This window comes from Microcoleus sp. w1-18aA5 (assembly GCF_036701705.1).
Classification (GTDB): Bacteria; Cyanobacteriota; Cyanobacteriia; order Cyanobacteriales; family Microcoleaceae; genus Microcoleus.
In genome coordinates, this window is the sequence record NZ_JAUPTE010000038.1 from 1 (window position 1) to 22,316 (window position 22,316).

Consider the following 22,316-nt stretch of genomic DNA (forward strand, 5'->3'; position numbering starts at 1 on the left):
TCTGACCAGTTTTTTTTCAACAATTCTCTAAAAGCCTCTTGACAAAAGACTTACAGTCTTAACTTGTCACCAATGATCCCTGATAGGGAGTTTGGTTAATTGCGGCGTTAAATACTTGAGTGGGGACTGAAGAAAGAAAGTTTCAATCCCTGATAGGGAGTTTGGTTAATTGCGGCCGGGCGCCAATTCTGAGTCGTTCGGTGTTAGTTGTTCGTTTCAATCCCTGATAGGGAGTTTGGTTAATTGCGGCCCGATCGCTGCGATTTGTTCGGTAGTTAATTCGGTGTTTCAATCCCTGATAGGGAGTTTGGTTAATTGCGGCTCTTTATTGTGGGGTTCTAGTTTTCCAGTCCTGGTGTCGTTTCAATCCCTGATAGGGAGTTTGGTTAATTGCGGCTTGATAAAATCTCTGGGTTTCCCGGTGCTGGTGGTTTCAATCCCTGATAGGGAGTTTGGTTAATTGCGGCTAGCGGCATTCGGTTTGCCGTTGCTAGCTTCATCTGTCCGTTTCAATCCCTGATAGGGAGTTTGGTTAATTGCGGCAATTCCTCCCTCAACTCCCTCAAACCCACCTAAGTTTCAATCCCTGATAGGGAGTTTGGTTAATTGCGGCAATTGAGTACAATACCAAGATAACATACTTTTTCAAAAGTGTTTCAATCCCTGATAGGGAGTTTGGTTAATTGCGGCCCCTAGTTGTGAGCTTCTTTTTATGGCAATATATGGTTTCAATCCCTGATAGGGAGTTTGGTTAATTGCGGCGTAATTTGCTGTTGCCCTGGAGCCATTAAAATGTTTCAATCCCTGATAGGGAGTTTGGTTAATTGCGGCTAAAAAAGCTGCAAGAGGGTGAACTTGCAGCAAGTTTCAATCCCTGATAGGGAGTTTGGTTAATTGCGGCACCACGAACGATTAGGTTCAGGAGGTGGAATAACAGTTTCAATCCCTGATAGGGAGTTTGGTTAATTGCGGCAAAAATGGACTTCCTCTGCCATTTTGCAGATTGGAGTTTCAATCCCTGATAGGGAGTTTGGTTAATTGCGGCAGGCGGCGCAAACCCAAACACGAGAACCGGCAAACCAGGTTTCAATCCCTGATAGGGAGTTTGGTTAATTGCGGCATTATAAAGGGCCGCCCTTTAGTACCCGATACGTGCGTTTCAATCCCTGATAGGGAGTTTGGTTAATTGCGGCTCGACAGCTATCCTCAATTCCATGTCGCTGTAAAGCATTCCGTTTCAATCCCTGATAGGGAGTTTGGTTAATTGCGGCGTAACGTTGATTTGCTTGCAAATCCTTTACTTCGGTTTCAATCCCTGATAGGGAGTTTGGTTAATTGCGGCTCTTGGGTCGGTTGCTCCGAGTCGCTTGCCATCGTTTCAATCCCTGATAGGGAGTTTGGTTAATTGCGGCATGATGGTTTGGCTCAGCACAATACTTGGAGCAAGTTTCAATCCCTGATAGGGAGTTTGGTTAATTGCGGCTATCGTACCAATCTAAAAACTCAGAATAGGTACGTTTCAATCCCTGATAGGGAGTTTGGTTAATTGCGGCTAAAGATCGAGCAAGAATCGGGTTCGATCGCCCAATGTTTCAATCCCTGATAGGGAGTTTGGTTAATTGCGGCAAATTATGTTGTCGTTTGAGGGTCAGCAATGAAAATGTTTCAATCCCTGATAGGGAGTTTGGTTAATTGCGGCCGAACCGAGAATCCGGTTTTCCGAACTCAGAATTCGTTTCAATCCCTGATAGGGAGTTTGGTTAATTGCGGCAGTGCCAGAACCCGCACCGCAGAAAGCACGGGAAGTTTCAATCCCTGATAGGGAGTTTGGTTAATTGCGGCTTAGCTCGATGTTTGGAAGCGCGGGCAAATTGTTTCAATCCCTGATAGGGAGTTTGGTTAATTGCGGCGATAGATGCGCTCAGTGATATATCTGCCGAATATGGCGTTTCAATCCCTGATAGGGAGTTTGGTTAATTGCGGCTCGCGGATACTCGCGCCACAGTCCGCAAGGTTTGAGTTTCAATCCCTGATAGGGAGTTTGGTTAATTGCGGCAACGGCACAAATTCCGTTTCAATTAGACTTGTCAAGTTTCAATCCCTGATAGGGAGTTTGGTTAATTGCGGCTTGGCCATTTGTTTTTTATGGTGAGGTTGAAAGTACCGTTTCAATCCCTGATAGGGAGTTTGGTTAATTGCGGCACAGGAGCTTGCCTATTACGAACAATTCAAAGCAGTTTCAATCCCTGATAGGGAGTTTGGTTAATTGCGGCATTGTTGATATCATTTTTAGCTTGATCAGCTTCGTTTCAATCCCTGATAGGGAGTTTGGTTAATTGCGGCAAAAATTGAGATTGCCCAGCAGCTCTTGCTCGTAAAAGTTTCAATCCCTGATAGGGAGTTTGGTTAATTGCGGCCTTGGCTAATTATTGGCCCCCGACAGGGTGAACAAGTTTCAATCCCTGATAGGGAGTTTGGTTAATTGCGGCGTTACCGGGGCTGCTATTGGAGATGTTTGTCTGGTGTTTCAATCCCTGATAGGGAGTTTGGTTAATTGCGGCTCCAGTAGCCAAAGGAATTGTCGAAACTGGGGGCCCGTTTCAATCCCTGATAGGGAGTTTGGTTAATTGCGGCTACGGGAAGCTACATCAGCAGGCGTTTTTTTCATCGTTTCAATCCCTGATAGGGAGTTTGGTTAATTGCGGCACCTGTAGCTGATGGTTGGCATTGAATGTTAAATTTCTGTTTCAATCCCTGATAGGGAGTTTGGTTAATTGCGGCTTACCAGACGGGCCCGATCGAGTTGTTAGAATGTTTCAATCCCTGATAGGGAGTTTGGTTAATTGCGGCTGGCGATGGCTAATCAGATGAAGGGTGCACCCTAATTCGTTTCAATCCCTGATAGGGAGTTTGGTTAATTGCGGCCAATTCGGTATTATACGCAGCCATTCCAGCAAGCTGTTTCAATCCCTGATAGGGAGTTTGGTTAATTGCGGCCATCTTGTCCCTAAAACCAGGACAAGATACATTAGTTTCAATCCCTGATAGGGAGTTTGGTTAATTGCGGCCTTTTGTAAAAAACGCCTTTAACTATCAAGTCTGTGTTTCAATCCCTGATAGGGAGTTTGGTTAATTGCGGCACAGCCGTCAGACTCAAATAATATCTCTCCAGATACAGTTTCAATCCCTGATAGGGAGTTTGGTTAATTGCGGCCGGCTGAACAAAACCGCCAACAAAACCTAAACCAGTTTCAATCCCTGATAGGGAGTTTGGTTAATTGCGGCGTCGAAAAAATTCATCGGGGGGGAGGTTTCCTGATGGGTTTCAATCCCTGATAGGGAGTTTGGTTAATTGCGGCAACTCCTTTTTTTCACTCACAAGCTATTTCTCACTTGTTTCAATCCCTGATAGGGAGTTTGGTTAATTGCGGCTTGCGTCGTAGATAGGGTCAAGAATGCAGTCGGGGTTTCAATCCCTGATAGGGAGTTTGGTTAATTGCGGCAAAAGCCTTTGCGGTGGTTGTCTGTGTAGGCTACGTTTCAATCCCTGATAGGGAGTTTGGTTAATTGCGGCTCGGTCAAGTCGGGGGAATTAAAGATTTGGGTACACTCGTTTCAATCCCTGATAGGGAGTTTGGTTAATTGCGGCCCAAACCAATATCACCAACTCGCCCCGCCGACATCGTTTCAATCCCTGATAGGGAGTTTGGTTAATTGCGGCAAAAAGGGGCTGGCTAAAATCGGCAACTGGTTGGTTTCAATCCCTGATAGGGAGTTTGGTTAATTGCGGCTTCCTTTGGCTCTTTGTCCCTCGGCGAATTGTAGGTTTCAATCCCTGATAGGGAGTTTGGTTAATTGCGGCTGCTTCTTGATTCCTTCGGATTTAGTAGCGTTGCCCGTTTCAATCCCTGATAGGGAGTTTGGTTAATTGCGGCAGGGTTTCAGCCTGCGGTTTTGATGCTACTTTTTGTTTCAATCCCTGATAGGGAGTTTGGTTAATTGCGGCTGAATCACTGGGATTGAGGAGCGGTATCTTAGAAGTTTCAATCCCTGATAGGGAGTTTGGTTAATTGCGGCCACTAGATGTTGCGCGTAGGATTGAGGAAGCTAAGTTTCAATCCCTGATAGGGAGTTTGGTTAATTGCGGCGGGAAGAACAAATGAGGCAATTACTCTCAGAGCTTGCCGTTTCAATCCCTGATAGGGAGTTTGGTTAATTGCGGCAATTCCATCGGTAATCCAAGGGACGATCGAGACAGAGGTTTCAATCCCTGATAGGGAGTTTGGTTAATTGCGGCCAATCATGGCGGTAACTACTCCCAGCGAGCGGAAATACGTTTCAATCCCTGATAGGGAGTTTGGTTAATTGCGGCTCTGCCTGAGTCGTCGTATTGGTAGCCATTAATCAGTTTCAATCCCTGATAGGGAGTTTGGTTAATTGCGGCCTTTGTTGATTATCTCGATTATCAGCGGGAAGAGTTTCAATCCCTGATAGGGAGTTTGGTTAATTGCGGCTCGCAAACAGTGCGGCAAAAGTTGGATCGGTTGCAGTTTCAATCCCTGATAGGGAGTTTGGTTAATTGCGGCGAGCCTCCTTCTTAAGTTGCCAGTGCTCAACCACTGTTTCAATCCCTGATAGGGAGTTTGGTTAATTGCGGCTAACGTGACCGGGCATCCACACGCTAATCGACTTGTTTCAATCCCTGATAGGGAGTTTGGTTAATTGCGGCATGCCCAAACGTTGGAATCACTGAAACACTCTTTCAGTTTCAATCCCTGATAGGGAGTTTGGTTAATTGCGGCCTGGATAATATAAGACTGATGCAAGGTAATAGCGCGTTTCAATCCCTGATAGGGAGTTTGGTTAATTGCGGCGATATTGAGCTTGCTCTTGAATTTTACCAAATGAGTTTCAATCCCTGATAGGGAGTTTGGTTAATTGCGGCTTGATCCCGCCTATGTCCTCAAGGTATACAGCATGTTTCAATCCCTGATAGGGAGTTTGGTTAATTGCGGCGCACGTAGCAGCGCGTCCCTAGAGTGATATTAATATGTTTCAATCCCTGATAGGGAGTTTGGTTAATTGCGGCAAGCCACCTAAAAAACCTTTGCCATTGCCACCGTTTCAATCCCTGATAGGGAGTTTGGTTAATTGCGGCGTTACATGGCCAGGCATCCAGACTGAGATGCTCTTGTTTCAATCCCTGATAGGGAGTTTGGTTAATTGCGGCTTCGATGAAATTTACTCCATTGTGCCGGATGCGATCGCGTTTCAATCCCTGATAGGGAGTTTGGTTAATTGCGGCATTTTGATTATAGCTTTTGTCTGCTTGATTGAAGTTTCAATCCCTGATAGGGAGTTTGGTTAATTGCGGCTTGTGAGGTTGGAGTTTTCCAGTCCGGGTATCAGTTTCAATCCCTGATAGGGAGTTTGGTTAATTGCGGCGGTGAGTAAGTTTGAGTAAGTTTGGCTACTTCTTGTTTCAATCCCTGATAGGGAGTTTGGTTAATTGCGGCTAGTAGAAAGAAATTCACCTGCTAATCGAACTTCTTGTTTCAATCCCTGATAGGGAGTTTGGTTAATTGCGGCTTGCCAGCCCAGCATTGTCTTTATGCCCCTTCCAGCAGTTTCAATCCCTGATAGGGAGTTTGGTTAATTGCGGCACTACCAAACCCAGTGCCATAAGGATGTTTTCTGTGAGTTTCAATCCCTGATAGGGAGTTTGGTTAATTGCGGCCGTAGAAGATTACTGGTTTTTTGCCTGTTTGTCCTTAGTTTCAATCCCTGATAGGGAGTTTGGTTAATTGCGGCTTAATTTGCGGATTACCCATGCTTGCTCCTCATAGTTTCAATCCCTGATAGGGAGTTTGGTTAATTGCGGCTCATAAACTTTGTTTGGCTCTAACCCCACAGATTGTTTCAATCCCTGATAGGGAGTTTGGTTAATTGCGGCATCATGCGATCACCCTCTGCGTGAGTGGATGCAAAGTTTCAATCCCTGATAGGGAGTTTGGTTAATTGCGGCTTTTGCTGTTTTCATAGTTGCCCTCGTTTTTGGTGTGTTTCAATCCCTGATAGGGAGTTTGGTTAATTGCGGCTTATCTGCAATCATGCCCGGTCTAGGAAAAATGATCGAGTTTCAATCCCTGATAGGGAGTTTGGTTAATTGCGGCTTTTATATCTATTTAATCTAATTAGTAAATGGCAAGGTTTCAATCCCTGATAGGGAGTTTGGTTAATTGCGGCTTGAGGAGGGTAGTTATTACACGATGAGTGACTTGTTTCAATCCCTGATAGGGAGTTTGGTTAATTGCGGCGTGATTGTCTGTACGCTTTCAAGAAATTAGCTCTAACTATTGTTTCAATCCCTGATAGGGAGTTTGGTTAATTGCGGCCTGGCGCTAGCTACTGGAATCAAGTTTGGTTTGTGTTTCAATCCCTGATAGGGAGTTTGGTTAATTGCGGCTTTCTTCAGTTTTCATCGTTCAGTTAGTTGGAAGTTTCAATCCCTGATAGGGAGTTTGGTTAATTGCGGCGTAAATTTTCGTCGATTTCTTTCTCAGGAAGTGTCATTGTTTCAATCCCTGATAGGGAGTTTGGTTAATTGCGGCTTTTGATAACTGGCTCCTCTCTCCGGTTGTCCAGCCGTTTCAATCCCTGATAGGGAGTTTGGTTAATTGCGGCCCGAATCATATCCCCTACCCCAGTCCGGCAATTACCCCGTTTCAATCCCTGATAGGGAGTTTGGTTAATTGCGGCTATTGATTCGATGTTGGTTGCAATCAATAAAGCGGTTTCAATCCCTGATAGGGAGTTTGGTTAATTGCGGCCGGGTATAGTAGAAGTGGCTGACGAATGGTTGGTGTTTCAATCCCTGATAGGGAGTTTGGTTAATTGCGGCAGACTGAAAATAACTAAGGGCTGACCTGATTCAGTGTTTCAATCCCTGATAGGGAGTTTGGTTAATTGCGGCTCAGACAGCCTTTCATTTGAGCAGGTTACAGCAGTTTCAATCCCTGATAGGGAGTTTGGTTAATTGCGGCACGGAAAGCATTACTTGTTAGCCGGACATCACCGTTTCAATCCCTGATAGGGAGTTTGGTTAATTGCGGCAAGTATTCGTAGATTGCATGGACTAATAGCGAAGTTTCAATCCCTGATAGGGAGTTTGGTTAATTGCGGCATACACGGTCAGGGAAAAGTTGTACTTCTACGGGTTTCAATCCCTGATAGGGAGTTTGGTTAATTGCGGCTCTAGAAAAGCTTACTACTCATCCCGACGTTAAAGTTTCAATCCCTGATAGGGAGTTTGGTTAATTGCGGCCCCGCGCCTCAACCCATTGCCCCCTGCGAATTGCTTGTTTCAATCCCTGATAGGGAGTTTGGTTAATTGCGGCGCAACATTACTAACAATTAATCCACATCCTCAAGTTTCAATCCCTGATAGGGAGTTTGGTTAATTGCGGCTAGCCAGCAAATTGATTGTCCTTTCAATTTTCCGTTTCAATCCCTGATAGGGAGTTTGGTTAATTGCGGCCACAATTGTTACGGCTGCGAGCTATCTTATTGGCGTGTTTCAATCCCTGATAGGGAGTTTGGTTAATTGCGGCTGTATTTCCTCAAAGGTGCGTCTCTGCTTGCTCCCAATTCTAGGTTTCAATCCCTGATAGGGAGTTTGGTTAATTGCGGCCGGAATCTGAATTCGGCAAAATGTTGCTCGTTAATGTTTCAATCCCTGATAGGGAGTTTGGTTAATTGCGGCTTCTCGGCCGATCGCTCCTACTCCTCCTAAGCCTTTAGCGTTTCAATCCCTGATAGGGAGTTTGGTTAATTGCGGCGCTTTCTGAAGACTAGAATAAAATACTGTAATCCATTGTTTCAATCCCTGATAGGGAGTTTGGTTAATTGCGGCCTTTAAGCACGGGAGCACTAAGAGTTGATGGCGGTCTGTTTCAATCCCTGATAGGGAGTTTGGTTAATTGCGGCAGAATTGATCAACATACCGTGAATTGCGTTGAATGTGTTTCAATCCCTGATAGGGAGTTTGGTTAATTGCGGCATTACAAAGGTTCAAGTCGTGTAGCTTATTTTAGAGTTTCAATCCCTGATAGGGAGTTTGGTTAATTGCGGCATGATGTTGTCTGGTGAAAGCCCTAAAGCTATCCTTGTTTCAATCCCTGATAGGGAGTTTGGTTAATTGCGGCGAACAGATTGACCCCCAAAACGTGCCACGAATTGTTTCAATCCCTGATAGGGAGTTTGGTTAATTGCGGCCTCACAGGCTGCAATCAGCAAGGGTAGTGATTCGCGTTTCAATCCCTGATAGGGAGTTTGGTTAATTGCGGCCTAGTTGCTCTTTAGCTCCTTCAAGTTTTAAGTTCAGTTTCAATCCCTGATAGGGAGTTTGGTTAATTGCGGCTTTGATAGCATCCAAGGTTCGAGATATGGCACCCGTTTCAATCCCTGATAGGGAGTTTGGTTAATTGCGGCCGCAGGTACTTCAGCATCTCTATCGTCAAATGTGGTTTCAATCCCTGATAGGGAGTTTGGTTAATTGCGGCTCAGCAACCACCATATCAAGTGTGTGGCTTTGTGCAGTTTCAATCCCTGATAGGGAGTTTGGTTAATTGCGGCCCAATGTCTCCAAGGGTTCATGTAATAGTGCTTGTTTCAATCCCTGATAGGGAGTTTGGTTAATTGCGGCTTGAGATTAGTGAAGAACAAGCCGCAAACATTTCGGGTTTCAATCCCTGATAGGGAGTTTGGTTAATTGCGGCCTGAACCAACCAGATGACAATGCTTTAGCTGTAGAAGAGGAGTTTCAATCCCTGATAGGGAGTTTGGTTAATTGCGGCAGGACATAGCGTGTTTTGGAATGGTTCATGCACAAGTTTCAATCCCTGATAGGGAGTTTGGTTAATTGCGGCAGCCCGTTCCAGAAGCTTTGCTGTATTTGGTTTTCAAGGTTCATTTGCGTCTGCATAAAACAAAAGTACCATTTCAGCCTTCGACGTGTCAATACCCAACTTTTCATACAGCCATCAAACCCTTGTCCTGCATAGATTCCAGCGATTGCGTCTACCATTGTTAAGCTTGAAGTGCCTCTAACCCTTAGAGCATATACATTATAGCCCCAAAATTTAACACCTCGATTTTTACACCTAGGCATAGACGCATTTTCCACCCAAAAACAGACATCAAGCGAATCACCACTTACCTAAAGCCCCCCAAACAGTACCCGAAACCACCCCCCAAATCGCCCCCAAACCAGCCCCCACGATCGCCCCCGCCACAGGCCCCAACTCCACCGGCACCCCAGCGTTAACAGCCGGAAACATCGCAGACACCCCCGCCCCCAACACAGTACCCGCAAAAGTCCCCAAAAAACTGCCCCAAATCGCCCCCAAACTCCCACCATTGACACCCGAAGGCTGAAACGAAATCGGCAACTTCGGCGCAAACCCGCAAAAACCCAACAAACCCCCAGAAACCACACCCCCAACAGAACCCACACCAGCCGCCACGATCGCCACACCCAGCAACAAACCAGCAAACTCATTCACCGGCCGCATCTGGACACCGTATTGCTGCCAAACCACCAGCCCAGCCCCCAAAAAAACACCAGCCAGAGTCCCCACAAACGAGCCCCAGACGGCCCCCAAATACCCTCCCCGCCGGCCCCACACCCTCCCCATCGGCAGCGCCAGAGGAGGCTGAAAAGTTGCCCAAACACAGCCCCAGAGGGCACCAACCCCCGCCCCAGCCAAAATCCTCTCCCCGATTCCCGGAGTGCTATTAATCGCCCCAAACACCGCACCGCCGATCGCCGCCAATAAAAAAGCCCCCCAAGACGCCCCCACCAAAACTCCGCCCCACTTCCGCCAAATCTGATTCGGCGGCAAAGTGAAAACCCCCCACATCACCCCAAAAAAACAGCCCCAGATCGAACCAACAAAAATCGCCCCCAAAATAGCACTGCCGCCCTCAGCTATTGCCGAATAAATCCCCCCGATCGCCGCCAAACACAAACTACCCCAAACACCACCCCAAGCAGCATCCTGAAAAATGCGCTCAAACTTGCCCACCGGAAGCTGAGGCGCAGGAGTCCGACTCCGAGAAGACATCCGCATCGGTAGCAACGGCACTGCGTACTGGCCGAGGGGGCGCGACAGCCCCGTGGAGGGCTGTTGCCGACGCACTGCGGGCTGGGGTACGACGGGCGGTGGTTGGGGCTTTTTACGCTTGGTTTTCGCGGGCTGCAAGTGCAATCCGTGGCTGATTGCTTGCCGCGAAGGAAACGGATCGCGCCCTTTCAGGAGTTTTGCCCGATCGCACCAAGGGCACCGACTGAGATGATTTCCGTATTTATGCTGACTATTTCTGCTGCAAGTTACTAAAGCATCTTCGGCTTCCCGAATCGCATTCACCCAAGTTTTCGCATCCGGGCGCGCCGCAGGATTGCTGTGCCCTTCCTCAAAACAGCGGATAAACAGTTGCCGCAGCCGGGGATGCAGCATCTCGAAAGGAGGCGCAGCGGGCATCGGGCGGTAGGGAATCCGTTTCGTACCTGTAGGGAAATGACCCGATCGAATTCTCGCTTCCAAAGACGGTGGTTCATCGCTACCGAGATAAACTCCCGAAAACGGATGCGTACCTTCCATCAGCAATTGAAAAATTAATACCGCTAAACCGAACAAATCGTGCTCTGGAGATCGATCAATATCGCGGAAAGTCTGCCCCTGCAACTCCGGCGGCGTAAACTCGGGTTTCCCCACGGGACACCGATAAACGTAACCCGTATAAGGATCGCGGACTTGAAACGAATCCGTGTCTACCAGCGTTACCAACGCCGTATCCGTGACGAGAATGTTCGACTCGTTTACGTCACCGATGACGTAACCCCTGACGTGGAGGGCATTTACAGCCGAGGCGAGATTTCTGGCGGTACGGTGGAGGTAAAGATAGCTAAATAGCGGTTTTTGTTCGCGCCTGGTTTTGGGAGTGTAGAAAGTGTGTACCGGCATCACTTTGTTGACGCGCGGCATCACAAAACCGACGATTTTTTCTCGCCCGCCGACAGTATGCAGCAAATCGATCGGCCAAGCAATGGAAGCGTGTCCCGGTTCCGCGATCGGTGCATCCGGCGGCATACTGAACATGACTGTGAGTTTGTCGCCGTCTTCGTCTGTCGGTTTGTGGTAGATTTTTGCTACAAGGGACGAGTCTTGGGCGATCGGGTAGATGCGACCTTCACCCCCACTGGCGATCGCGGTTTTGGTGTCGATCGCAATCAGTTGTCCGCTAAATTGGCGCTGCAACTGCATAGAATTCCGTTATGGGATACAGGATTTGGAAGCCATCACTTAATAAATTTGACTTGCCCATTAAATCTTACCCTTCTTATGACTTAGGCACGGGTGAGGAGAGACCGAGTTTTTCACCAAAAGACGCATTGCAGCCCGCAGATTCGGTAAAAAACCCGATTTCTTGGGTGGGAGTGGGTAAGCCCTGTTGCTGTTAGTGGGATGGGCGTCCCGCCCGTCCATCCATTAGTGGGATGGGCGTCCCGCCCGTCCGCGCTATCCAAATTAAATATGAACCAGCTTCAAATCCACCGATAATAACAACATTTTATCCTCAATTTTTTGTCTGACGGCCGGTGTCACCTGACAATTATCGCTGTTGAGGCATTCCACCAGCAAGTTGTGGGCATAATAATACTGTTGCAGCAAAGTTTTCTGTTGGGGGCCCAAATATAAATTGTAGCCGATCGCAGTTTTGAATTTTGCCAGCCAAGTGCAACCGCACTCTTTGCGCCACTTTTTCCAGTTTTGCAAATCTGGCATCTCAGTCTGAAATTGTGCCAGCAATTGTTTAAGTTCTGGTTCAATATCCAGCGCCCAAATGCCAACCAAGATACACGCCACATCCTCATTATCAAAAGCCAATTTCAGAGACTCGTTAGCATCTGCAAATTCTACATTTTTGCCAGCCTTTGCCAAACAACTTCGCAACTTACAAACTTTCGATCTATCAAACTTCAGACTCGGATCGAGGACGCGAGTCAAAGCCAAATCAAGTACGCAAACTAAGGCTACATAAAAAGCGCGAATTTCGACTGGTTTAAAATTCCTTTGCACTAACTGAGACTTGTGATTTGCCCAGATTAGCAACTGCTGCAAAGTTTCATCTTTAGCCACCATACTGTCTAATTTTTGTTGCATCAGCAGCAAAAGTTCGTCAGCAGGTTGCAAAATGCTGACAACTCTCACAAATTCATTTTTCCACTTTTTGTCTGTAATCCGGCTGACCAATTCTGGCAGCGATTCCGGGTTCGCACTGTCAATCACATATTCTGGTTGAGTTTCGCTTTCCTCTAGCAGTTCGTCAACTGCGGTTTTGATAAAGTTATCCACCAACCAGTCGCGGGTACGCGAGAAATTGCTTTCCAACTCTAGGTAATGACCGCCTAATTTGGCCTTAAACTCTTTGGGAAAAATCTCTTTGGCCACTAACATATTTTTCCAGCGAGTTAGCTGGCTGGCGTTGCGTTCGGGAAAGCGGTTGTACAAATAGTCGATCGCGATCGCATCTAGAATATCCGCCCCCAGGATTTCCCGCCGTTTCACCTCGTTTTCGGACCCTATTTGTCGCCCCTGAGTGAGATCCAGATGCTGGCTAACGTTTGGTTCAATCAAGTGCTGAATCAGCCAGTTTCCCCCACGGAAAAAATCGCGATCAAACTCCAAGTAAATCGCGCCAAACAAAGCTTCACCAGTCTCAGAAAAAACTCTATTGTACTCGCTTTCTTCTGTTTCTTTCCCATTCCATACGCCCCAACTGAGTTCGTTTAATTTTAATTTTTGTGCAAAATCCGCAAGTTTTTTAGGTTCTGCTAAACGAGCTTTTAAGGTTGAGATAGCATCGGGATCGAGTTCTGGATATTCGCGGTAGAGGTAATCGCTAACAACAGCAGCGAAAATCGCTCTCCCTAAGAGTGACAGCCGTTTGTACTTAACCTCTTGCCAAGCGGGAGACTCCTCTGGGCGATCGGAGTAATAGCTGGTAGAATAACGGCAATTTAAGGCAATTTCCAGTAGTTTTGTCTGCTGAAAGCTGGGAATGTCGATCGCTGCTTTGACTGCTTCAATATCTACCTTTTTATTTTTTATTAGCTCTAATTCTTCTTCACATTTACCCCACTTTTCCAACCAATCACCGCCCGCATCTTCCACATACAAATCTACAAAATCTACCCCGTAATTCATCCATTCATCCTGCATTTTTCTGGCTGCTTCCAGTTCTTCCCAGACTTTTTGCAAGTTATTTTCAACGGTATGTGTACCTTGTACTGTCATAGTATTTGATTTTGATGTAATTAGATTTTATTTCCAACAATTTCACCGCAATTAAATCAAATCTCAATTCAATTTAGGCCGAGTTGCTAGTTATTTCACCCGATTGATTGCTGCGGTAAATGTTCCCATTGCTTAGCCTTCGTATCAAGCACCTCTTGCCAGTGTCTGGCAAACCCCTCCCGGAGACAGAAAAGGAGAGGAAAAAGCTTGGTCTGTTTTCCCTTTTCCAGAAGCAGTCTGGGGGTTAGGTTTTTGGCTTTGTCGAAAATTGTGCAATAGGTGAGTTAGTCAAATTTTTTTCACCAAGTTTTTAGCAGTCGAACTATTCTCAGCAGCAGATATGCTTGATTTACGGGAACTTGAGGTAACGACCTGCGGGCAAATTATCACTATTATATAATGCAATGTTAACTAACTGATTCAGGAAATTTGCATCGTTTTTATCATAACTTAAAAATAATCCTCTGTCAATCCCCCAATCTTGAAGAGTTTGTTGCCAATTCTGATATTTTTGTTCAGAGAATTCATCGGAAAGAGTTGTGACTTGAATGCAGAGGGGCTGCTGTTGGCGGCTGCTAACGATCGAATCGGTTGCCATAGAAAGATCTGCAACATATCGATACAAAACAGTGCCTTGGCGATCGACAATTCGGGCTGCGATCGCACGAATCACGATATCATCACCCGGATCGAATTTGCCGGCCTTGAGTTTTTGTTTCCAGATATAAAATTTGCGATCGTTTTCGCTCAGCCATTTAGGAAATAGATAGCTATACCAATACCTTTCCCCCGGCGTCATTAACTCAAACGCGGCTTGCTGTTCTCTTTCCGAAGGTAGAGATTGAACTGCCAGCCAAACCTGAGAATCTCGGATAAGCTGCAGCAAAAAAGCCATCACAAATTTTTTAGCCGTTAGCGAACCGGGTTTAATATCTTTCACCCAGCGATTGATTTCATCCAATCTTCTCGCCAAACTCGGATCTATTAGATCTGCGTCGCTAATTAGGGAGTTGAGCTGATCCTTAATCTCTTGTGCTTGCAAATGACGACCTACTGTACAAACTAAAGCAGAATTGTTGACACCTCGATTTTATTATAGAACCGCGCCAAATTTTCACCGCTGATGAGGTTGAACGCATTAGACTTGTTGCAAAATTCAGAATCGGAAATTTTTAATCGCAAATCAACGCCAATCCACGCAGAGGGGTGTTGGCTTTGGCAAAATGTCTATCAAAATGTCTATTTTTAATTTTCCTGTGCCTCCGAACTCGAAAAAGTTGCTAACAATAATGTTAAGTCATCATCGGTGCGTTCGGAAACACGGGGCGATCGCAAAAATGACTCTAACTGCTGTTTCGCATCTTCTTCTTCTTTCCACTCGCCAGAAAACCGAAACAAAGGCGCAAAAAACGGCCCATGTGGCGTGCCTTCTGGGATTTTGAGGGCTAGCATTTGCAAGCCGTCGGAAAAAACGGCCAAGTGTCGCAGTTTTTCCCGCAGTACCTGAAATTGCGCTGTTTCTATCGCATTCGGCGAAATCAAAAAGATAGTTTCGTTGATGTATTCGCCGCAGGGAGGTACAGTCAGGGCGATCGCATTTCCTGCACTATCACCTGCTACCGCCGCACCGTCGCCGATTTGAGCAACTGCGATTAATTCCGGCGTAGCAACAACCGCAATTAAAGTGCAGGCTAAATCTCTCGCCGCCACTTCCCGCACTGCCGCTTCAGCTTCCACCTGTGCCCGCGCAACTTGCAGTGATGCTGTCAAGAATACCTGCCATTCATCGTCATTTTCAGGCAGCCTTTCCTGTTGCTGGCAAATCGTTTCAACAACCGCTTCCACAGCAATTTTTGCCCCAACTTCTGCGAGTGCTGCGGAACCCGCACCATCGGCAACCGCTGCCGCTAAAACACCGTTTGGCAAGAGACGCCAGCAGTGGGCATCTTGACAAGGCTGCGATCTTTTTTCGTGGCTCGTACCTATCACCGATGCCGCTACAACTTGCCAATTAAAGGATGAATTCTGCATTAATAACTCTTTAACTCAAAACTTCGTAAATTCACAACTCTGCAAAGTCTGAACGGGTTTATTTATCCCTAATTACAGCACTTTTCTGGGTTCGTAGGTACTAGCCATTCTAGGGACACGACAGTGCCGTAGGGACACGGCACTCTTACTAATGACCAATGACTAATGACTAATGACCAATGACCAATGACTAAGGACTAATGACTAATACCTAAACAGTTCCCCATCCGGGTGGTGGCAGTGCTACTTGTTCATCAATTTTTGAGTGAGAAACCCTCTGCATACTAGCCGAAAGCCAGATGAACATCTCTCTAAAGTCTAGTCCTCTCAACTTTACAGGCGTGCGCTCGACAATTTGCGCCAGACGGGTGATATTAGCACCTTCCACTCCGACTGCAAAAAATGCCACGCGCTTATTAATTTCTTCCTCTTTAATCCGCTGTGCTGCTATTTCCACAACATCGTCTGATTCACCTTGAGGTTCGCCGTCGGTAATCATAAATACCCACGGGCGGTAGTAGGTAATGCCGTTGTTGCGGTATTCGGATTTGCGGGCCGCAATGGTATCTAATGCTAGCTGAATCCCTGCGCCCATGTGGGTTTGTCCTTGAGCTGTCAGCAGTGGCGTCTCGAACTGGTCGGCGGTCACGAAGTCTTGCACGACCTTGATATGATTGTCAAATGAAATAATCGCGACTTCGACTCGCTTTTTAGCTAGTTCGTCTTTAATTAGGTCATTCCTAAAAATTTCCAGCCCCTCATTCAAGGCATCTATGGGTGCGCCTTGCATGGAGCCGGAGGTGTCCAGCAGGAGGACGCAGGGACAGCGCGGCTCTGGGTTTTCGGCAAATTCTACGGCTTCGTCTAGTCTCATGGTTCGGGGTTGACCTGGGAGTGGCTCGATTTCTAGGTTTGTTACTTTACTGTATCAAGTCAGTAACAAATTTAAGTGCAAATTGCTAGGGCGATCGCATTTTACCACTTACCTGAATCGATTTTTGATTTTTGATTGTATATTTTAGATTTGAGAATTGGATGTCTGCCGTCACAAAAACAAATTTCTTCCTGCCTGTGGTAATATAGACTAATAGTATTACTGCAAAATAAGGATAAATCTTATGATTGCAACAGTCACGCAAAAATTAACCTTTGACCAATTCCTTGTAGAATGTCCAGAAGATGGACTCTATGAACTGGTAAATGGAGAAATTGTAGAGATGAATTCCACAAGAAATCATGAGGATGTTGCTGATTTTACCTCTGACTCATTTAAAGATGAAATTAAACGGCTAAGTTTAAATTATGTAGTCAAAAATACCGCCGTTATCAGAACTGTAAGTAAAACCGGCATCGAACAAGGGCGGAGGCCGGATGTCAGCGTCATCGATCGCGATTTGTGGCGATCGAACCGTTCTGCTTATGCTGCATTGCGGGAACCAATTCAATTGGCAGTGGAAGTGACATCAACAAATTGGGAGGACGATTATATAGACAAATTGGACGAGTATCGGCGCCTCCGAGTTCCTGAGTATTGGATTGTCGATTATTTAGCAATTGGCAGCAGGGAATTTCTGGGAAATCCCAAAGTTCCAACTGTATTTGTTCACCTTTTGGATGCAGATGGCAACTATCAAAGAAGCGCGTTTAAAGGCAGCGAACGAATTGTGTCGCGGACTTTTCCCGAATTAACGTTGACAGCAGAAGAGGTGATGAATGTTTAACTTCCGTTAATCCAGCTAGTCAGACTATTCTCCATAAACAATCACTAAAAATATGAAATCTATTTCTGATAAAAAACTTTCTAATCAAAAAGCTATGAGTGCTTGGAGTTACAAACCTTGGTGGTGCCAGCCTTGGTCGATTCTTTTAACTGGTACTAGCCTGATTAGCGGTAGTTGGTTTTTAATAAAAACTGTTTGGATAACTGTTTTAGTCGCGATTCCTTTATTAGCTTGGATGGGTTTTTTCTTGTTAGTTTGGCCGAGGTTGATGCTGTCTGGCGAAGTTTTGGATTCCGATGCAGATTAGGTTTTAGTGGCGCGCACCCTATGTTTACCGCTTAACCCCACACTCCGGCAGGGATTTAAACCCCTGCCGGAGTGTGGGTGTTGCCTTAAGTTGAGACCAATGGTTTGGGCGGTGCGCGGTACACACCCTACGTTGTAAGTAAGGTGTACACTGCACGCCCTAAACATAGGGTGTTTCGCAGTCTAATTTTGCGGGTAATAGTCTTGAATTGCTTTTACTTCCATCGGGTGGGATTTGAGCGATCGAATTCCCGCTGCTGTCGCTTTGGCACCGGCTATTGTGGTAATAATCGGGATTTTGTAAGTCAAAGCTGTGCGGCGGATAAAGATGCCGTCGGATCGAGATTCTTCGCCGGAAGGTGTGGTGATAATTAGTTGAATTTTCTCATTCTTGATCGAATCCAACAAATTCGGCCGCCCTTCGTGCAGTTTCAATTCCAAATCTACCTCTAAACCTTGCTCTCGCAAAACTTTGCGTGTTCCGTGAGTTGCGACTACTCTGAAACCCAATTCTAAGAATTCCTTGACAACGGGTACAACTGCTAGTTTGTCCCGATCGCGCATCGAAACCAACACAGTTCCCAACAGCGGCATCATTTGTCCAGCACCTAATTGAGCTTTGGCAAAGGCTTTGCCAAAATCGGTGTCAATTCCCATGACTTCGCCGGTCGATCGCATTTCTGGCCCTAACAAGGTATCAGTTCCCGGAAACTTAGCAAAGGGCAATACAGCTTCTTTTACCGAAACATGAGTGGGTATAATCTCTTCAGTAAAACCCAAAGCTTCTAGAGTTTTGCCAGACATGACTCGCGAGGCCATTTTTGCTAAGGGAACTCCGATCGCCTTGGAGACAAAAGGCACTGTTCGAGAAGCGCGCGGGTTAGCTTCCAAAATGAAAACTTCTTCCCCTTGAACAGCAAATTGAATATTCATCAACCCGATTACTTTCAGGGATTTTGCTAATTCTACAGTCCAGCGGCGGATTGTTGCCAAAGCTGCATCAGAAAGCGTTTGGTAAGGGATAGAACAAGCAGAGTCGCCGGAGTGGATTCCCGCTTCCTCAATGTGCTCCATAATACCGCCGATCGTCACATTGCCAGTAACATCGGCGATCGCATCGACATCCACCTCGATCGCATTCTCCAAAAACTTATCAATTAAAATCGGATGATCTGGTTCTACTAGCACGGCATAGGTCATGTAACGTTCCAATTCCGTATCGGAATAAACAATTTCCATTGCTCGCCCGCCTAACACGTAACTCGGTCGCACCACTACCGGATAACCGATCCGTTGAGCTACTATTAAAGCATCCTCAAAACTACGGGCTAAACCGTTAGCAGCTTGCTGAATATCCAATTCCCGCAGAATCTTTTCAAATCGCTCCCTGTCTTCAGCAGTATCAATGGAATCCGGCGAAGTTCCCCAGATTTTTGTTTGTACATCGGGGTGATTTTCGAGGGCTTTTTGTAAAGGAAGCGCTAATTTCAGCGGGGTTTGTCCGCCAAACTGAATAATTATTCCTTCCGGATTTTCGGCTTCGATGATGTTGAGAACATCTTCTTTTGTTAGCGGTTCAAAATACAGGCGATCGCTCGTATCGTAATCCGTCGAAACCGTTTCCGGGTTCGAGTTGACCATAATTGTCTCAAAGCCGTCTTCTCCTAGGGAATAGGAAGCGTGACAGCAGCAGTAATCAAACTCAATTCCCTGTCCGATCCGGTTCGGGCCGCCACCTAAAATCATCACTTTTCGTTTGCTAGAAGGCAAAACTTCCGACTCCGGCGCGAGACTGTGGCCTACAGGCGAAATCTTCTTTTCTTCATCGCCCAATTCCCAAATTGCCGCTCCCGCCTCGTAGGTGGAATAATAATACGGTGTAAACGCTTCAAATTCAGCGGCACAAGTATCGACTGTTTTGTAAATCGGAATTACGCCTAACTGTTTACGGTAAGCGCGGACTTGATCTTCCGATGTTTTGGTGGCGTAAGCAATTTGGCGATCGCTAAAACCCAACTGCTTTACTTCAAACATTGTCTCTTTTGTCAACTGTTCCAACCGCGTTCGTTTCAAGAACTTCTCAGTTTCCAGCAATTCCTGCATTTTATCCAAAAACCAAGGGTCGATTGCTGTGAACTCGAAGATATCTTCCACGGACATTCCCATCATCATCGCGTGGCGAACTGTAAAAATGCGATCGGGATTTGGCGTCCGCAATCCGGCGCGAATTTGTTCCAAACTCGGCAACTTTTCCGGTTTGTCGCACCCGAAACCTGCGCGGCCGGTTTCCAATCCCCGCAGGGCTTTTTGGAAGGATTCGTTGAAGCTGCGCCCGATCGCCATTACCTCCCCAACAGACTTCATTTGCGTTGTCAGAGTCGGTTCGGAACCGGGGAACTTTTCAAAAGCAAATCGGGGAATCTTCGTCACCACGTAGTCAATTGTCGGCTCAAAAGACGCCGGAGTTTTCTTGGTGATATCGTTGGAAATTTCGTCTAGGGTGTAACCTACCGCTAATTTTGCCGCCATTTTGGCAATAGGGAAACCAGTTGCTTTCGAGGCCAAGGCGGAGGAACGGGAAACCCGAGGGTTCATTTCAATAACGATGAAATCTCCGTTGACAGGATTGACGGCAAATTGAATATTGGAACCGCCGGTTTCAACTCCGATCTCGCGAATAATTTTCACCGAAGCATCTCGCAGGCGCTGATATTCTTTGTCTGTGAGAGTTTGCGCCGGGGCGACGGTGATAGAATCGCCGGTGTGGACGCCCATCGGGTCGAGATTCTCGATCGAACAAATAATCACTACATTATCTGCCAAATCCCGCATTACTTCCAGTTCGTACTCTTTCCAACCAATCAAAGATTGTTCGATCAAAATTTGCGATACTGGACTGGCATCAATCCCGCCTTGTGCCATTTCTTCAAACTCTTCTTGATTGTAAGAAATGCCGCCTCCCGTGCCGCCCATTGTAAAAGCAGGACGAATAATTAACGGATAACTGCCGATTTGGTGACCAATTGCTTTGGCTTCGTCGAGAGTGTTGGCAATTCCAGAAGGGCAAACAGCGACCCCAATTCGCGCCATCGCTTCCTTAAATAATAGCCGATCTTCTGCCATTTCAATTGCTGGCAACTTAGCCCCAATCAACTCGACGTTGTATTTTTCTAAAACGCCATTTTTAGCCACGGCAACTGCTAGATTTAGCGCGGTTTGGCCGCCCATAGTCGGTAAAATTGCTTGAGGTCTTTCTTTAGCGATAATTTGTTCGAGGATGACCGGCGTTAGAGGTTCGATGTAAATGCGATCGGCAGTTTCCGGATCGGTCATAATCGTTGCTGGGTTGGAATTAACCAACACTACTTCAAAACCTTCTTCTCGCAAAGCTTTGCAAGCTTGGGTTCCTGAATAGTCAAATTCGCACGCTTGACCGATAACAATTGGGCCGGAACCAATAAGAAGAATCTTTTTTAAGTCTTGACGACGGGGCATAGGTTCGTAATTAGTAATTGGACAAGGTGGAGGATTAATTTGATATTTTGCATCAGTCTTAGAAACAGGCTTTCTAAGCTGTTCCCCCCAAAGCTTACTCAAAATAGTGCAAGTTTTGTTGTTAATTTGAAATTGTGCACCATTCTCAGCATTTTGGAAGCAGAACCTCGCAACTCCGGCCCACAGACACCCCCAGCTAACCAGAAATATTGATGAGAAAAGGGTGCAGTCGATCGGTAAATCAAGACTATTTTAAGTGTTGCGGTCAAATCGTGTTCTAAAATACACAATCCCTGTATTCCGCCTAATTAATGATTGTAGGGACACTCCAAGAACCCTTCTTCGTGTCAACTTAACGTCTAACCCAATCACAGACTGTTGTTTGAGTATTAAATCTAGAGCCCCCCTAGCCAAGGGCGGGCACGGGGGCACCGCCCCTACGAAGGGGGGGACAAGAGTCTTCTCAAAGTCCCCCAACAACCAGGGGGATTTAGGGGGATCTAGAATTAGCTAAAAGCGAGACTTATCAGTGGTTTCAGGCGATTGTTGACACGACAAAAGGCACGGTTTCCCTACCGTATTTAATCCAATTTTTAGGCTTTGCGCGATCGGCGAATGAGTACGCTAATCACTTGTCCCGTCTGTGCACATCGCTGTGGCGGGCTCCAATCCCCGACGGCGGCAAATCCCAGTCGGTACAAGGTATGGATGGTTTCTAACACAGCGGCGCGGGAACCGACAACCGTGATCCGCACGACTTCCTGTTCCGATAATGCTGAGGCGTCATTTGGACGCGCGGACAAGTTATCGTCAGGTACGAATTCCTGTGACATAATATGGTCTCCTGGCTTTTGGTTTTCTAGGAAAACCCAAAAACCCAGCCGCCCCGCACGTTAACACAGAGCAGGGCGGCTACAGAGAATGTTAAAATTCTCAACTAGCCTCCAGACTGGTTAGCTCAGTTTGGCGGTTAGCTGTCCATTGCTGTTGGTAGCAGCTTTGGGCAGTGCAACTAGATTTTTGAGCGACGCGGGCTGCTTTCTCTTCGAGCAAAGCAGCCTTAATTTCACAGCGTAGCCGCAGATGGGGGCCGCCGTCAATCGATTTTAGATTTTAGATTTTAGATTTTAGATTGAGATTTTCCTGCAACAACTCTCCGGTCTGTCCCACCCTCCGCTTCTCCCACTCTCCCCCTCTCCCGTCTCTCCCTCTCCCTCAATCCAACCTACTAGATGAGGGAATGCGCCGAGGAAGAGGTAAAATATGGAATCGTTCCAAAAGCTTAAAATCAAAAATCTGAAATACAGATATGCCTAGAACTCAAGTGCGAATATTCCGTGCACCTGCTGCTTGAGGGCAACCACATCAATTTTAGATTTTAGATTTCACATTGTCCTCCAACAAC

9 protein-coding genes and 1 CRISPR repeat array are annotated in these 22,316 nt (G+C 46.4%); of the genes, 2 read left to right on the forward strand and 7 right to left on the reverse strand.

Going from position 1 to position 22,316, the window contains the following annotated elements; genetic code table 11:
• Positions 1–69: 69 nt before the first annotated feature.
• A CRISPR array of direct repeats spans positions 70–8,927; the repeat unit is 37 nt; unit sequence GTTTCAATCCCTGATAGGGAGTTTGGTTAATTGCGGC.
• A 279-nt stretch (positions 8,928–9,206) separates the two neighbouring features.
• The 5 genes from Q5691_RS15395 to Q5691_RS15415 all read right to left on the reverse strand — a co-directional run bounded on the left by Q5691_RS15395 (position 9,207) and on the right by Q5691_RS15415 (position 16,263).
• Complete coding sequence (locus Q5691_RS15395; protein ID WP_333345508.1) at positions 9,207–11,324, reverse strand: DNA-binding protein; 2,118 nt, start codon at positions 11,322–11,324, stop codon at positions 9,207–9,209.
• A gap of 264 nt (positions 11,325–11,588) precedes the next feature.
• Positions 11,589–13,358: an NACHT C-terminal helical domain 2-containing protein gene (locus Q5691_RS15400; RefSeq protein ID WP_333209345.1), complete on the reverse strand. Its 1,770-nt coding sequence runs from the start codon at positions 13,356–13,358 to the stop codon at positions 11,589–11,591.
• A gap of 349 nt (positions 13,359–13,707) precedes the next feature.
• Positions 13,708–14,400 carry a hypothetical protein gene (locus Q5691_RS15405; RefSeq protein WP_333345510.1) on the reverse strand — a complete coding sequence of 231 codons (693 nt, stop codon included), beginning with the start codon at positions 14,398–14,400 and terminating at the stop codon, positions 13,708–13,710.
• 203 nt (positions 14,401–14,603) lie between these two features.
• A complete protein-coding gene (locus Q5691_RS15410; RefSeq protein ID WP_333209349.1) occupies positions 14,604–15,389 on the reverse strand; it encodes a PP2C family serine/threonine-protein phosphatase in 786 nt (261 codons plus the stop codon).
• 211 nt (positions 15,390–15,600) lie between these two features.
• A complete protein-coding gene (locus Q5691_RS15415; protein WP_333080292.1) occupies positions 15,601–16,263 on the reverse strand; it encodes a VWA domain-containing protein in 663 nt (220 codons plus the stop codon).
• Positions 16,264–16,507: 244 nt separating this feature from the next.
• On the opposite strand from Q5691_RS15415, the gene Q5691_RS15420 reads away from it, so the two are divergent.
• Complete coding sequence (locus tag Q5691_RS15420) at positions 16,508–17,110, forward strand: Uma2 family endonuclease (RefSeq protein WP_333209351.1); 603 nt, start codon at positions 16,508–16,510, stop codon at positions 17,108–17,110.
• A gap of 52 nt (positions 17,111–17,162) precedes the next feature.
• Complete coding sequence (locus Q5691_RS15425) at positions 17,163–17,417, forward strand: DUF6737 family protein (RefSeq protein ID WP_333345512.1); 255 nt, start codon at positions 17,163–17,165, stop codon at positions 17,415–17,417.
• A 182-nt stretch (positions 17,418–17,599) separates the two neighbouring features.
• Here the strand turns inward: Q5691_RS15425 and carB are convergent, their stop codons facing one another.
• Together carB and Q5691_RS15435 are read right to left on the reverse strand one after the other, a co-directional pair.
• Positions 17,600–20,911 carry a carbamoyl-phosphate synthase large subunit gene (carB, locus tag Q5691_RS15430; protein WP_333345545.1) on the reverse strand — a complete coding sequence of 1,104 codons (3,312 nt, stop codon included), beginning with the start codon at positions 20,909–20,911 and terminating at the stop codon, positions 17,600–17,602.
• A gap of 593 nt (positions 20,912–21,504) precedes the next feature.
• On the reverse strand, positions 21,505–21,744 hold the full coding sequence (locus tag Q5691_RS15435; protein WP_333345514.1) for a hypothetical protein: 240 nt from the start codon (positions 21,742–21,744) through the stop codon (positions 21,505–21,507).
• Positions 21,745–22,316: the final 572 nt, after the last annotated feature.